13 protein-coding genes and 1 other RNA gene are annotated in these 12,418 nt (G+C 66.1%); 8 read left to right on the top strand and 6 right to left on the bottom strand.

The genetic code is table 11. From position 1 onward, the window contains the following. The 3 genes from truB to pnp form a co-directional block, all read left to right on the top strand. The coding region (gene truB / locus VF631_RS11255; protein ID WP_431850403.1) for a tRNA pseudouridine(55) synthase TruB at window positions 1-788 on the top strand (788 nt) is incomplete at its 5' end. A 16-nt stretch (window positions 789-804) separates the two neighbouring features. Further along, a complete protein-coding gene (gene rpsO / locus VF631_RS11260) occupies window positions 805-1,074 on the top strand; it encodes a 30S ribosomal protein S15 (RefSeq protein WP_431850404.1) in 270 nt (89 codons plus the stop codon). 124 nt (window positions 1,075-1,198) lie between these two features. Continuing rightward, entirely contained in the window at window positions 1,199-3,598 is a 2,400-nt protein-coding gene (gene pnp, locus VF631_RS11265; RefSeq protein WP_431850405.1) for a polyribonucleotide nucleotidyltransferase, read from the top strand. Between the two features lie 231 nt (window positions 3,599-3,829). Here the strand turns inward: pnp and VF631_RS11270 are convergent, their stop codons facing one another. The 4 genes from VF631_RS11270 to ssrA all read right to left on the bottom strand — a co-directional run bounded on the left by VF631_RS11270 (window position 3,830) and on the right by ssrA (window position 6,954). Beyond that, window positions 3,830-5,485, bottom strand: a complete 1,656-nt coding sequence (locus tag VF631_RS11270; protein ID WP_431850406.1) for a DUF4166 domain-containing protein — start codon at window positions 5,483-5,485, stop codon at window positions 3,830-3,832. A 22-nt stretch (window positions 5,486-5,507) separates the two neighbouring features. Beyond that, window positions 5,508-5,915: a thiol-disulfide oxidoreductase DCC family protein gene (locus tag VF631_RS11275; protein WP_431850407.1), complete on the bottom strand. Its 408-nt coding sequence runs from the start codon at window positions 5,913-5,915 to the stop codon at window positions 5,508-5,510. 211 nt (window positions 5,916-6,126) lie between these two features. Further along, on the bottom strand, window positions 6,127-6,423 hold the full coding sequence (locus tag VF631_RS11280; protein ID WP_431850408.1) for a hypothetical protein: 297 nt from the start codon (window positions 6,421-6,423) through the stop codon (window positions 6,127-6,129). 155 nt (window positions 6,424-6,578) lie between these two features. Further along, window positions 6,579-6,954, bottom strand: a transfer-messenger RNA (tmRNA) gene (gene ssrA / locus VF631_RS11285). A gap of 272 nt (window positions 6,955-7,226) precedes the next feature. Here ssrA and VF631_RS11290 point away from each other — a divergent pair. The 5 genes from VF631_RS11290 (at window position 7,227) to VF631_RS11310 (ending at window position 11,000) form a co-directional block, all read left to right on the top strand. Then, entirely contained in the window at window positions 7,227-8,054 is an 828-nt protein-coding gene (locus VF631_RS11290) for a hypothetical protein (protein ID WP_431850409.1), read from the top strand. Between the two features lie 172 nt (window positions 8,055-8,226). Continuing rightward, complete coding sequence (locus VF631_RS11295; RefSeq protein ID WP_431850410.1) at window positions 8,227-8,832, top strand: LemA family protein; 606 nt, start codon at window positions 8,227-8,229, stop codon at window positions 8,830-8,832. Window positions 8,833-8,950: 118 nt separating this feature from the next. Then, window positions 8,951-9,799: a TPM domain-containing protein gene (locus VF631_RS11300; protein WP_431850411.1), complete on the top strand. Its 849-nt coding sequence runs from the start codon at window positions 8,951-8,953 to the stop codon at window positions 9,797-9,799. Next, a complete protein-coding gene (locus tag VF631_RS11305) occupies window positions 9,793-10,467 on the top strand; it encodes a TPM domain-containing protein (RefSeq protein ID WP_431850412.1) in 675 nt (224 codons plus the stop codon). Before VF631_RS11300 ends, VF631_RS11305 begins: the two co-directional genes overlap by 7 nt. Further along, complete coding sequence (locus tag VF631_RS11310) at window positions 10,464-11,000, top strand: NUDIX hydrolase (protein WP_431850413.1); 537 nt, start codon at window positions 10,464-10,466, stop codon at window positions 10,998-11,000. The genes VF631_RS11305 and VF631_RS11310 overlap by 4 nt, the downstream gene beginning before the upstream one ends. 105 nt (window positions 11,001-11,105) lie before the next feature. Here the strand turns inward: VF631_RS11310 and VF631_RS11315 are convergent, their stop codons facing one another. Further along, complete coding sequence (locus VF631_RS11315; RefSeq protein ID WP_431850414.1) at window positions 11,106-11,384, bottom strand: NADH dehydrogenase ubiquinone Fe-S protein 4; 279 nt, start codon at window positions 11,382-11,384, stop codon at window positions 11,106-11,108. 46 nt (window positions 11,385-11,430) lie between these two features. Further along, on the bottom strand, window positions 11,431-12,418 hold a 988-nt coding region (locus VF631_RS11320; RefSeq protein WP_431850415.1), incomplete at its 5' end, for an ATP-dependent helicase C-terminal domain-containing protein.

Below are 12,418 nucleotides of genomic sequence, written 5' to 3' on the forward strand. Positions count from 1 at the left end.
CGGACAAGGCCTATGAGTTCACGATCCGGTTTGGCGAGGAAACGAGCACGTTAGATGCGGAAGGCGAGGTGGTTGCGACTTCGGACGTTCGGCCCGCGCTGAGCGAGATCGAGGCGGTGCTGCCGCGGTTCACGGGCCCGATCGAGCAAATACCGCCGGCTTATTCGGCCCTGAAGGTGAAAGGGAAACGGGCGTACGATCTGGCGAGGTCTGGGGCCGAGTTCGAACTGAGGGCCCGCAGCGTGACCGTGCACGACCTCAAGATCCTCCCCGGGACGGGGAGGGGGACCGCCGGAACGGCGGAGGAAGGGGCTTCGGGAACCGCAGCGGGGGTGGAGAACCCCCTCCACCAGCCTGCGGCCGGTCCCCACCCCGGTCCTGGGGAGGATCAAGTCACCCTCCACGCCCGCGTCTCGAAGGGCACCTATATCCGCTCGCTCGCCCGCGACATCGCTTACGCGCTCGGCACTGTGGGCCACGTCACTATGCTCCGCCGCACGAAGGCCGGCCCGTTCACCATCGAAGCGGCGATATCGCTGGACAAATTGGCCGAACTCGCTAATGCCCGCGACCTTGAACAGGCATTATTGCCGCTGACGGCGGGGCTGGACGACATCCCGGCTTTTTCCGTCACCCCCGATCAGGCAAGTGCGCTCCGCCAGGGACGCAAGTTGATCGGGATCGCTGCAAAGCCAGGGCTTCATCTAGCAATCGACTTGTCTGTTCCGGTTGCGCTTGTTGAAGCTTTCGGAGGTGAACTCCGGGTGGTGCGCGGCTTCAACCTATAGACTTGAGGAGTTGACGATGTCGGTTACAGCCGAGCGCAAACAGGAAATCATCACGGACAATGCCCGCCAAGGCGGCGATACCGGTTCCCCGGAAGTCCAGGTCGCGATCCTCACGGAACGCATTCAGAATCTTACTGAGCATTTCAAGACGCACGCCAAGGACAATCACTCGCGCCGCGGCTTGCTCATGCTCGTTAACAAGCGCCGCTCGCTTCTGGATTATCTCCGGAAGAAGGATGCGGACCGCTACACCGCCCTCATCGCGAAGCTCGGTCTTCGCAAGTAACGCCGAAGCGGCCCCTCGCGGGCCGCTTCGCACATCCGGCGTCCGCAATCCGGCGGGTGCCCTCGGGCTCACGAGCCCCACACAGGCCGCCCCGGCATAGGGCCGCGGGCGAGAAGGAAACAAAATGTTCGATACCAAGAAAGTAGAAATCCAGTGGGGCGGTCAGACGCTGACCCTCGAAACGGGCCGCGTTGCCCGCCAGGCTGACGGCGCGGTGCTCGCGACCCTCGGCGAAACGGTCGTCTTGTGCGCGGTAACCGCCGCCAAGACCGTCAAGTCCGGTCAGGATTTCTTCCCGCTGACCGTCCACTACCAGGAAAAATTTTCGGCCGCGGGGCGCATCCCGGGCGGCTTCTTCAAGCGTGAGCGCGGCGCCACCGAAAAGGAGACGCTGACCAGCCGTCTCATCGATCGCCCGATCCGCCCGCTCTTCCCGGAGGGCTTCTACAACGAGATCAACGTCATCGCTCACGTCTTGAGCTATGATGGCGTCAACGAGCCGGACATGGTGGCGATGGTCGCCGCGTCGGCCGCGCTAACCATCTCGGGCGTGCCCTTCATGGGCCCGATTGGCGCCGCGCGCGTCGGCTACAAGGATGGCGAGTACCAGCTCAACCCGAGCCTCGACGAGTGCAAGACGGGCGAGCTCGACCTCGTCGTCGCCGCCACCTACGACGCGGTGATGATGGTTGAATCCGAAGCCAAGGAGCTCTCGGAAGAGATCATGCTCGGCGCCGTCAGCTTCGCGCATGAGGCCAGCCGCAAGGTGATCGACGCGATCATCCGCCTCGCTGAGCAAGCCGCCAAGGACCCGTGGGAGCTCGACACCAGCGACGATCACGCCGCGGTCAAGCAGAACCTGCGCGACCTGATCGGAGACGAGCTCGCCGCCGCTTATCGCGTGACCGACAAGCAGCAGCGTCAGACCGCGGTCAACGAAGCGCGCACGAAGGCCCGCGACGCGTTCGAGGCGACCAAGAACGAGAACCCGTCCGAATATCTCGCCAGTCTCAAGCTGGTGAAGAAGCTCGAAGCGGAAATCGTCCGCGGCGCGATCCTCAAGGACGGCATCCGCATCGACGGCCGCGACACCAAGACTGTCCGCCCGATCGAGGCCATGGTCGGCTTCCTGCCGCGTACCCACGGCTCTTCGCTGTTCACCCGCGGCGAAACCCAGGCGATCTGCACGACCACCTTGGGCACCAAGGACGCCGAGCAGATGATCGACGGACTGGAAGGGCTCTCCTACCAGAACTTCATGCTCCACTATAACTTCCCGCCCTACAGCGTCGGCGAAGTCGGCCGCTTCGGCGCCCCCGGACGCCGCGAAGTCGGCCACGGCAAGCTCGCCTGGCGCGCGCTGCACCCGGTGCTGCCGACGGCGGAGGAATTCCCCTACACGATCCGCGTCACCTCCGACATCACCGAGAGCAACGGCTCCTCGTCGATGGCAAGCGTGTGCGGCGGCTCGCTGGCTCTGATGGACGCGGGCGTTCCCCTGAAGCGCCCGGTCTCCGGCATCGCCATGGGCCTGATCCTGGAAGGCAAGGAATTTGCGGTCCTGTCAGACATCCTCGGCGACGAGGATCATCTGGGCGACATGGACTTCAAGGTCGCCGGCACGGAGAAAGGCATCACCTCGCTTCAGATGGACATCAAGATCGCCGGCATCACCGAGGAGATCATGCGCATCGCCCTGGCCCAGGCCAGCGAAGGCCGCGCGCATATCCTCGCCGAGATGAACAAGGCGCTGGGCGAGACCAGGCAGGAGCTTTCCGCTCACGCCCCGCGCATCGAGACCATGCAGATCGACAAGAGCAAGATCCGCGAAGTGATCGGCACGGGCGGCAAGGTGATCCGCGAGATCGTCGCGCAGACCGGCGCCAAGGTCGACATCGACGATGAAGGCCTGATCAAGATCAGCTCGTCCGATCTCAGCCAGATCGAGGCGGCCCGCAAGTGGATCAGCGGCATCGTCGAGGAAGCCGAAGTCGGCAAGATCTACTCCGGCAAGGTCGTCAACCTAGTCGATTTCGGTGCGTTCGTGAACTTCATGGGCGGCAAGGACGGTCTCGTCCACGTCTCGGAGATCAGGAACGAGCGGGTCGAGAAGGTTTCGGACGCGCTCAGCGAAGGCCAGGAAGTCAAGGTCAAGGTCCTCGAGATCGACCAGCGCGGCAAGGTCCGCCTGTCGATGCGGGTCGTCGACCAGGAAACCGGCGCCGAGCTGGAGGACAGCCGTCCCCCGCGCGAAGGCGGCGGCGATCGTGACCGCGGCCCGCGTAGCGGCGGTGGTGACCGTGATCGTGGCCCTCGTCGGGACGGTGGGGGCCGTGACGGCGGCGGCGGCCGTGATCGTGGGCCTCGTCGTGATGGTGGCGGACGCGACGGTGGCGGACGCGGTGGCGAGCGTGGCGATCGCGGTGATCGCGGCCCCCGCCGCGAAGGCGGCGACCGCCCCCAGCGCGAGGACGGTCCGGAGCCGGAGTTCGCACCGGCGTTCCTTACCCGCAACGAGGATTGAGGCGGAGGAGCCTCAACCCTTCAGAGCTGAAACAGGAAAAGCCCCGCCAGGAGGGTTCCCATCAAAGTAGTACTTTGATGGGGCCGATGCGGGGCCTTTTCTTTGGCGGCGGGAGGTGGCTCGTTGGCGGCCGGTCTGCTCTGGGTAGAAGGATCGGCCATAGCTGCCGCTAGCGGACCGAGTGGGTCGTTATCGGCTCGAGGGTTCGACAGGGCGTGCGATCGTCTCCGCTCAAGCGGGTTGCAGAGTGCCCCTGTACGCGACAATTCGACCGATCAGAGGAATCGAGATCTCGACATCGAAGGCGAATTGCCCGTCTCGCACCGTCTCGTAGCTTGTGCCGGTGGGCAGGAGGATGCCCGCCATTGGGATACCCGCAAGCAACCAGCGCCGCGGCATCAGGTGGAGGCGACCGTCTTTGATTACGAGCGCAAGGGCAAACGTGGCGACACCGAACCGCTCGACCACGAGATATTCATTCTTGCCCGTGCCGAACGCCTGCACCGACGAAAAGGATTTGCCGCCGAAGGTGCGAGTCCAGCGCTCGGCGCCGTTCTCCGGCGAAAATTCGACGCTGACGGGCACCTGCGCTGCCGTCCGTGGAAAGCCCACGAGCGCAGCGACGAGGTTGGGCAACACACCGCGACCGCGCGTCACGTTGGCAAGGCCTGTCCACCGCCGTGCCGCGGCGCTGCCATGCAGTTGCTGGACTTGCGGGGGCAGTGTCTCGAACCCCGAGCCCAGAATCCGACGGTAGAGGGGCGCCGCCTGTTCCTCTTGTCGAAAACCGGTCCAGATCTTACGGCCGGCGAACAATGGCTCGTAGTCCACGAGTTCGAGCGCGCGGACAGCCGAGCGCGCACCCGGCGCCGGGCGGTCCCCGACGAGCAACTTCCGAATGATCGCTTCGATAGCCATCGACGGAATGAAGGGGCCATCGTCACCCTCCGCCAGCAGGTGCCAGCTGCGCTCGACCGGCCGGCCGGCGGCAACGCCCTGGGCGCGGACGAACATGCCGCCGCGGTGCTCGCCGAAGCGCATCCGATTGAGCACCCTATAAAAGAGGCGCGAGAATGGGACGAGCGACGGAAGGCGGAGACCTGCACGTGCTTTTGCCAGCAGATTGAGGATCCGGTGCAGGGTCTCGGGGACCGGCCCCGCACCCATCCAGATGTCGGTCATCGTCGCGTGTTCCGGCGGGATGACCTGCAGGTCGGGAACATCGACAAGCGAGAAACGGATGTTACGAAGCGGCAGCCGACCGGGCACTGCGATCGTGAAACGCCTGCTTTCGGCGAGCCCGATCCCGAAACCCTGCTTCCCCCCGCGCTGCAGTTTCACTGGCGCGCCGGCATAGCCGATGACCGCGCGCATCACGTTGAGGCCGATCCCGGCATAAGGTGACGGCGCGATGCCGCCTTCGACGGAGACGATCTTCATCGTCTTGGCCATCTCCCGCAGCACGGCGGCCGTGAGCACCGGAAAGCTGCTAACGCCAGACAGAACGAAAACGCCTGCTGCCTTGGCCTGTTCGTCGAGCTGGCCCACGCCGAAGACGAAATCGGCCGCATCCGCAAAATCGAGGTAATCGACGCCAGCATCGATGCAGGCCGAGACCACACGATAGCGGTCGGCCCCATAATCCTGGAATGGCCCAGAGGCATCAACAACGAGGTCGGGGCGCTCGGTTCGTAAGCCGGCGAGGATATCGGCACGGTCCAGTGCGAGCGGGTGGACCCGCGCTTGTCCGCTCCAGCCCGCACAGAAGGCTTCGGCGCGCTTCAGGTCACGGCCACAGATGACGAGGTGGATCTCGGTCCAGTCGGCCAGCAGTGTCGCCAATCGGCTGCCGAAAACACCGTAACCGCCAAGCACCAGGATCTTCATCGCCGGACTCCGGCCAAGGTGCTCAAAGCAGCCTGTCTCGGTATTCCGGCGCAGGCACCCAACAAGTCGCCCGTTTCCCGAACAGGCGGTAGCGGTTTCGCGCGACCCATCGGTAAACGCGATCACGAAAACGAGCGGGCACAACCCGCAGGACGCCAAACAGCCGCCAAGGGAAGCCGAGAGCTTCATAGATACCAAGCACTGCATCGCTGTCCTGGCGAACGCGATCGCCCTCAATCAGCAGGATGCTTGTCGGATCGTGCGGGTCCATCCCGTGCTCGCGGTACAAAGCCGCGCCTGCCTCGCTCTGCATCGAGGCCAGACGAAAGCCTCCTTCCCTGTCGTGTTTCAGCACGAATTGGGCATTGCTGGAGCAGAGCACACATTCGGCATCGAACAGGATGATTGGTCCGCTGGCCGTGGTGCCCATGCGCGCTCATTACGACGATCAATGGCGGCTTTCCACTCTAGGCAGACGCTGACTGCGCAGCCGAAGGAATGGCAGCCAATCCTCTCGAGAGATCTGGGCTGGGCGGAGAGCGGCTTGCCGGGCTGAGGCGGAACGCGGCGGGCGACAGGGCGAGCGGACACGAAAAGGGCCGCCGGAACGCGCCTGGCGGCCCTTCGAAGCTTTGGCTCGTTTACTGCGCGTTCGTCGTCGCGTTGGAGGCGGCGTTCTCGACCGCTTCGGCCTTGTTCTCGCCTTCCTGGCGGGTCTGATCGGCCTGATTCTCCAGCGCGGCGGCCTGGTTCTCGAGGCTCTCGGCGGCGTTGCCGGTCATGTTCTCGGCTTGGTCGGTCATGTTCTGCGCTTCGTTCTCGAGCCCGCTGGCGGTGTTTTCGGCCTGGGCCTGAACGTTGTCGGCAGCCGTGTTGCCGCCGCCGCAGGCTGCGAGCGCCGCGAAACCGGCAAGAGCGATGAATTTGGCAATCTTCATGGAAAGTCCTTTCTCTACTCGGCTGGTTATAATCCAGACGCAGGCGGCCGGTTCCATAACGGCGCAGTTGAGACATCGCAAGATGTGACGGCGGCGTAATGGATTGGCGCGAGAAAGGTGGGGAGCTTCTGTTGCTCGGTGCTCCCCGTACCGCCGGTGTCTGCTTCTGTTACCCGGTGCAGCCCAAACCGTGCTTTTGTCTGATGTAACCTAAACCGTGAGGTCCGGGTTACGCAGCAATCGCAAGAGCCTCGTTATCGTTGGCACTTGTGTGATGGGCCGTCGCGGTGGTCCCATTCCGAGCGAAAGCAGCGTATTTCAACACACGTCGATCCTAGTTCGGCCCCTCCAGCTGAGCCGCTCGGCCGGCACGCTTCATGCGTGCTGGCAAAGTGGCTCGGCTCACCTGGTGGAGCCGCCGGGTACCGCCCCCGGGTCCGCTGCGCCTACTAAGACGCCACGTTTTATCGCCATAGCCGGGCGAACCCGGCACCAAGCGATATAGGACGAAGCGGGCGATAAATGAAGCCCCGGCCGCCGCTGTCGAGTGGCTTTACAGCTGGCGGGCTCAGAAGCGGCGAATCCGCGCTCGCCACACCGGAAACGGGGCTGTTTCCACCTGCTTCCGCCGGGCCCGCCGTTAACCGTCGATCCGCTTGACACACAGCCTCCAGCGGGCCTCGTCGTTTACCTTCGCAAGCCGCAGCCAGCCGTCGATCGCGAGGCTCTGGCACGCCCGTTGCTTTACCATTGGAGACAGTCGAGCTTTGCCTTCTCGGCGGCGAAACAGAGGGAGTGTAACCATGTTCGGAGTTCGTAATCCAAAGAAACTACTCGCGGCGGCCGCCACCGGCGCCGCATTGTTCGCCGCCCCCCAGGCCGCGCAGGCGAGCCTGATCTTCGATTCCACCATCGACGTCACCGCGCAGGGCTTCGGCAACAATCCGCGCCTGCTGACGCTGCAAGAGCGCGGCCAGGGCGACAACGTCCAGTCCGGCTGCGTGTCGGCGGGCAGCGGCGGGTCGATCGCGATCGGCTCGGGCTCGTGCATCAGCGATAGCAGCGTGTTCATGGGCAACGGCCTCACCAATTTCGGCGGCGACGAGGTCAATCCGCAGGGTGACAACCAGAAGTTCGGCATTCCGACGCTCGGCGAGCTGGGCTTCCAGGACGCCAGCGACATCGGCCTCTTGTTCAACGCGATCGAGCCCGGCGGCGGCGGCAAAAACGACGTCAACGTCAACGACGTTACCTTGAAGTTCTTCGACAGCGACGGCAACCTGCTCGCCGCGATCGACGGCTCGCAGAATTTCCCGACCACTGAGACCGGCAACGGCCGCGCCGGCAACGTGTTCGTGGTGGATGCCGAGCAGCAGGCTTTCCTGAATTCGACCATCTTCAGCCTGCCGGACTTCAGCGACATCCGCATCGCGCTTGAATCGACCATTTCGGCCGCTCAGGCGGGCCCGGAGAGCTTCAGCGCGGTTAACCTCAACCGCTCGGGCGGTAGCACCGGTGGAAGCACCGGCGGCTCGACGGGCGGCACTCCGGTCCCGGCCCCGGCCGGCTTCGGGCTGTTCGCGCTGGCCGCGCTCGGCCTGATCGGTTCGCGCCGCAAGAAGACGGCCTGATCGGTTCGAGGGCCGGTCTCCCTTCCGGCCCTCACCTGACTTGAGACGGATGTCGTGCGGGGGCGCGGCATCCGTTTTCGTTTGTGGGGGAACCCGTGCCCGCCCTCTCCCGTTTCGGGGCCGGATCAACTGCCCGCCTCTCCCTTGAGCGGGGTACCGAGGAGAGCATCGCATGCTGCCCAAGCGCGTCGCCGCCGCCCTGATTGCGCCCGCCGCCTTCGCCTCCCTCGCCGGGTGTGGCGTCAACACGATCCCGACCGCGGAGGAGGAGGCCAAGGCGGCCTGGGCCAATGTCCAGGACCGGTATCAGCGTCGGGCGGACCTCATTCCCAATCTTGTCGGAACCGTCCGCGCCGCCGCCGCGCAGGAGCGAAACACGCTGCGCGAAGTGACGGAGGCGCGCGCGGCTGCAACGCGGATCCAGCTCTCGCCCGAGCAGCTTCGCGATCCCGAGGCGATGCGCGCTTTTTCGGAGGCGCAGGGCCGCCTGTCGGCCGCGATCATCCCGCTGCAGCGGCTCCAGGAGGCGTATCCGGACCTCAAGACCAACCAGAACTTCATGACGCTTCAGGACCAGCTCGAATCCACCGAGAACCGGATTTCGATCGCGCGGACCGATTATAACGAGGCGGTGCGCCGCTATAACACCACCATCCGCACCTTCCCGGCCGTGATCGGCGCCAAGGTGATCTACGGCGCCGAGCCGATGGTGCCGTTCCAGGCTACCACTGCGGGGGCGAATGAGGCTCCGAAGGTCGATTTCGGCAACGGCCAGTAAGGCCGGACGGGTGTCACCCGCTCCGCTTGCTCTGAGCTTGTCGAAGGGCCCTCCTTCCGAACCTGAGAGTCCGGAAGACGGGAGCGGCCTTCGACAGGCTCAGGCCGAACGGTGGTGGGTGGCGTTGCTGTGCGCTCTGTTCTGGCTCTTGAACTCGCCCGCGCAGGCGCAGACGTTTCCGAAATTCAGCGGGTTCGTGGTGGACGAGGCGAACGTCCTTTCACCAGCGGTGGAAGCCGACCTGACGGCCAAGCTCGACGCGCTGCAACGCGATACCAAGCGCCAGTTCGTTGTGGCTACGATCGCGGACATGCAGGGCTATCCGCTGGCGGATTACGGATATCGGCTGGGGCGAGCCTGGGGAGTGGGCCTGCAGAACGCGAACAACGGCACCATCCTCTTCATCGCGCCCAACAACCCGCGGGGGCAGCGCGGACCGCGGCTGGAGGTCGGCTATGGACTGGAACCGATCCTCACCGATGCGTTCGCCAGCGTGACGATCCGACGGGAAATGATGCCCAGACTGGCAACGGGCAACGTCGGGGGCGCGATGACGGCGGGTGCCGACGCGGTTATCGCCCAGCTGCGCGCCAGCCCCGAAGAAGCGCAGGCCAAGGTCGACGCAGCGATCGCTGAGTTCGACCGCACTCATGCCCGAAGAGCGTCTCAGCGCGGGGACGGGGGATCCTCCTTGCCGCTGATCTTCTGGCTGCTGGTCTTCGTCTTCGTCATCCTGCCGCTGCTTCGCGGACGCCGGCGCGGCCGAGCCTACCGCCGGAGCGGTTTTCCGGTCATCCTGTGGGGTCCGGGCTTCGGTTCCGGGGGCGGCTGGAGCGGGGGCGGGTTCGGCGGCGGCGGCTTTGGGGGCGGGGGCAGCTTCGGAGGCGGCGGCGGCTGGGGAGGCGGCGGCTTTACGGGCGGGGGCGGCGGCAGCTTCGGCGGCGGCGGAGCCTCGGGTTCGTGGTGAGTTTCGCGCCCGAGGATCGCGCGCGGGTCAGCGCGGCCGTCGCCGCGGCGGAGCGGGGCAGCAATGGCGAGATCGTCACGGTGGCGGCCGAAAGATCGGACGCTTATCACGATGTCGGGCTGCATTATGCGGTGCTGGCGATGCTGCTCGTGCCGGCCTTGCTCGCCGTCTTGCCGCAATCGGCGATTGACCGCGGCCTCGGCCTGTTCGCGGGCTGGGACGAGACGATCACCCGCGGCGCGCTGATGGCGTTGCTGTTCGCCAAGCTCGCGGCCGTGTTCCTGATCGTTCGCTATGCGCTTGCCTGGCCCAGGCTGCGCATGGCGCTGACCCCCGGGACGACCAAGGCGCGGCGGGTGCGGCGGCGCGCGGTCGAGCTGTTCCGGGCGGCCGCCGAGCGGCGGACGGCGGAGCGGACCGGCGTGCTTCTCTATCTCTCGCTGCTGGAACGGCGAGCGGAGATCGTGGCGGACGAGGCGATCCACGCCAGGGTCGCGCCCGAACTGTGGGGGGATGCGATGGCCGCCTTGCTGGAAGACGTGAAAGCGGGCCGCCCGGCGGAAGGCATGGTGCGCGCGGTCGAGATGATCGGCGCCATCCTTGCCGAGCATTCGCCTGTCGGCCAAGGCGACGCGAACGAACTGCCGGACAGGTTGATCACCTTATGAAGCATTCACGGCCGACTGGCACGCCGGACACAGTCTGGCAGGGCAAGTATATCGTGGTGAAGAAGCTCGGGACCTGGGAGTTTGTCGGCCGCGCCCGCGGCGTCAGCGCGGCGGTGATCCTGGCGGTCGACGACGAGGATCATGTCATTCTGGTCGAGCAATATCGGGTGCCGATCGCGGCCTGGTGCCTGGAGCTGCCGGCCGGCCTGGTCGGCGACGAGGAGGAGGGCGAGCTGGCCGAGATCGCCGCCGCGCGCGAGCTGGAGGAGGAGACGGGCTACCGGCCGGAGCGGATCGTGAACCTGGGGCGCTTCTTCGCCTCGCCCGGAATGTCTTCCGAAGGCTTCACCCTGCTCCGGGCCGGGGGGCTGGAGAAGGTGGGGGAGGGCGGCGGCGTGGCCGGTGAAGACATCGTCGTCCGGCGCGTGCCGCTGTCGAACGTCCCCGCCTTCGTCGCGGAGCGGCGCGAGGCCGGGGTGCAGATGGACGTGAAGTTGCTGCTCTTGCTTGGCGGCGGGTTCTTCGGGCGCTGATGTCCTGAGTCACTTTAAGCGTATTCAGGCGCTAGTCCGGATGCGGCGAGGCGGGCTCGAAGCTGGATGCTCCAACGAGTTCAGCATGACGGCAAGGCGCGAATCCTATTTGAAGTTGTCTGCATAGGACTGGAGGCGCAGCTTGCGCGTCGTTGAGGGCACGACATGGTATGCGATGCCGGAGCGCTCGGCATAGTCCTTGGCCTGCTCGAGCGTATCGAAATCGAGCGAAACCTGGGTCTGAGTGTCGGTGCCGCCCGCCCAGCCTGTCAGCGGATCGGGCCGGGCACGGCTGTGCGATTCGAATTCGAGCACCCAATGACCGGTATGTGCGTCGCCGGACTGGTTCACCGCCCTGAACTGCTGGAAAATACGCGCTGCCATGTCGAAGCTCCTTGACGCAAAGACCTGCCCCGCCTGACGCGGCGGATCAACCGCTTCCTCCACGCGCCTGCGCTTTCTTGGTGCGCAAGGTCGGATCGGCTCGGGCCGGATCGTCGGGCCAGGGATGCCTCGGGTAGCGGCCACGCATCTCCTTGGCGACCGCTGCCCAGCTTCCCGCCCAGAAGCCGGGAAGGTCGCGCGTCGTCTGGATCGGCCGGCCGGCAGGCGAGGTGACCGCCAGCACCAGCGGGACCGCACCGCCCGCGATCCGAGGATGCTCTGACAGCCCGAACAGGGCCTGGGCGCGGGTGGTGACGGTCGGGCCGGCTTCGGCGGCGTAGTCGATAGGATGGCTGCTGCCGGCCGGCGTTTGGAAGCTGGCGGGCGCGAGCCGGTCGACTGTACGCCTGCCCTGGTAGCCGAGGATTGCATCGAGCGTGCCGGCGAGCGCACCTGGATCGATGCCCGACAGGCGGCGCTTGCCGGCGAGCAGGAGCGGCAGCCACTCGTCGAGCGAGGTGAGCAGGGCTTCGTCTGACAGATCGGGCAGGTTGGGATCATGGTCGCGCGCAAAGGCGACACGGCGTCGGAGCGAGCTTGCGGCCTCGCTCCAGGGGAGGAGATGGAGCCCATGCGCGCGAACGCCTTCGAGCAGAGCGGTCTCGATCTCCGCCGGCGCGGCGGCCTCGTCGCGACCCTCGCTGAGGGTGATCGCGCCGAGTCGCCGGCCGCGCCGGGCGTGGGCTGTGCCGGTGGCCGGATCGAAGCCCAGCTCGGCTCCCGTCCGGATGCGGTCGGCGAAAAGCCGCTCTACCTCCGCTTCCGCGATCGCTGCCGCGGAGAGGATGCGTGCGCCGGCTGCCGAGCCGCCCACCTCGGCGATGGCGAGCCACTCCTCGCGAGCCAGCGGCGAGGTCGGATCGAGCCGGAAGCCGCGTCCGCCGACGCTGATCCAGCTCTCGCCGGATGCGTCGCGGCGCTTGGCGACACGATCCGGAAAAGCGAGGGCAATGCAGGCGCCGATCTCCCTCTCC

Source organism: Allosphingosinicella sp. (assembly GCF_036387615.1).
Lineage (GTDB): Bacteria > Pseudomonadota > Alphaproteobacteria > Sphingomonadales > Sphingomonadaceae > Allosphingosinicella.

Excerpts from the sequence above, each read along its gene's own strand:
- VF631_RS11280 (WP_431850408.1), bottom strand. The coding sequence starts at position 6,423 with ATGAAGATTGCCAAATTCATCGCTCTTGCCGGTTTCGCGGCGCTCGCA.
- VF631_RS11275 (WP_431850407.1), bottom strand. The coding sequence starts at position 5,915 with ATGGGCACCACGGCCAGCGGACCAATCATCCTGTTCGATGCCGAATGT.
- pnp (WP_431850405.1), top strand. The coding sequence starts at position 1,199 with ATGTTCGATACCAAGAAAGTAGAAATCCAGTGGGGCGGTCAGACGCTG.
- VF631_RS11290 (WP_431850409.1), top strand. The coding sequence starts at position 7,227 with ATGTTCGGAGTTCGTAATCCAAAGAAACTACTCGCGGCGGCCGCCACC.
- rpsO (WP_431850404.1), top strand. The coding sequence starts at position 805 with ATGTCGGTTACAGCCGAGCGCAAACAGGAAATCATCACGGACAATGCC.
- VF631_RS11315 (WP_431850414.1), bottom strand. The coding sequence starts at position 11,384 with ATGGCAGCGCGTATTTTCCAGCAGTTCAGGGCGGTGAACCAGTCCGGC.
- VF631_RS11295 (WP_431850410.1), top strand. The coding sequence starts at position 8,227 with ATGCTGCCCAAGCGCGTCGCCGCCGCCCTGATTGCGCCCGCCGCCTTC.
- VF631_RS11270 (WP_431850406.1), bottom strand. The coding sequence starts at position 5,485 with ATGAAGATCCTGGTGCTTGGCGGTTACGGTGTTTTCGGCAGCCGATTG.
- VF631_RS11310 (WP_431850413.1), top strand. The coding sequence starts at position 10,464 with ATGAAGCATTCACGGCCGACTGGCACGCCGGACACAGTCTGGCAGGGC.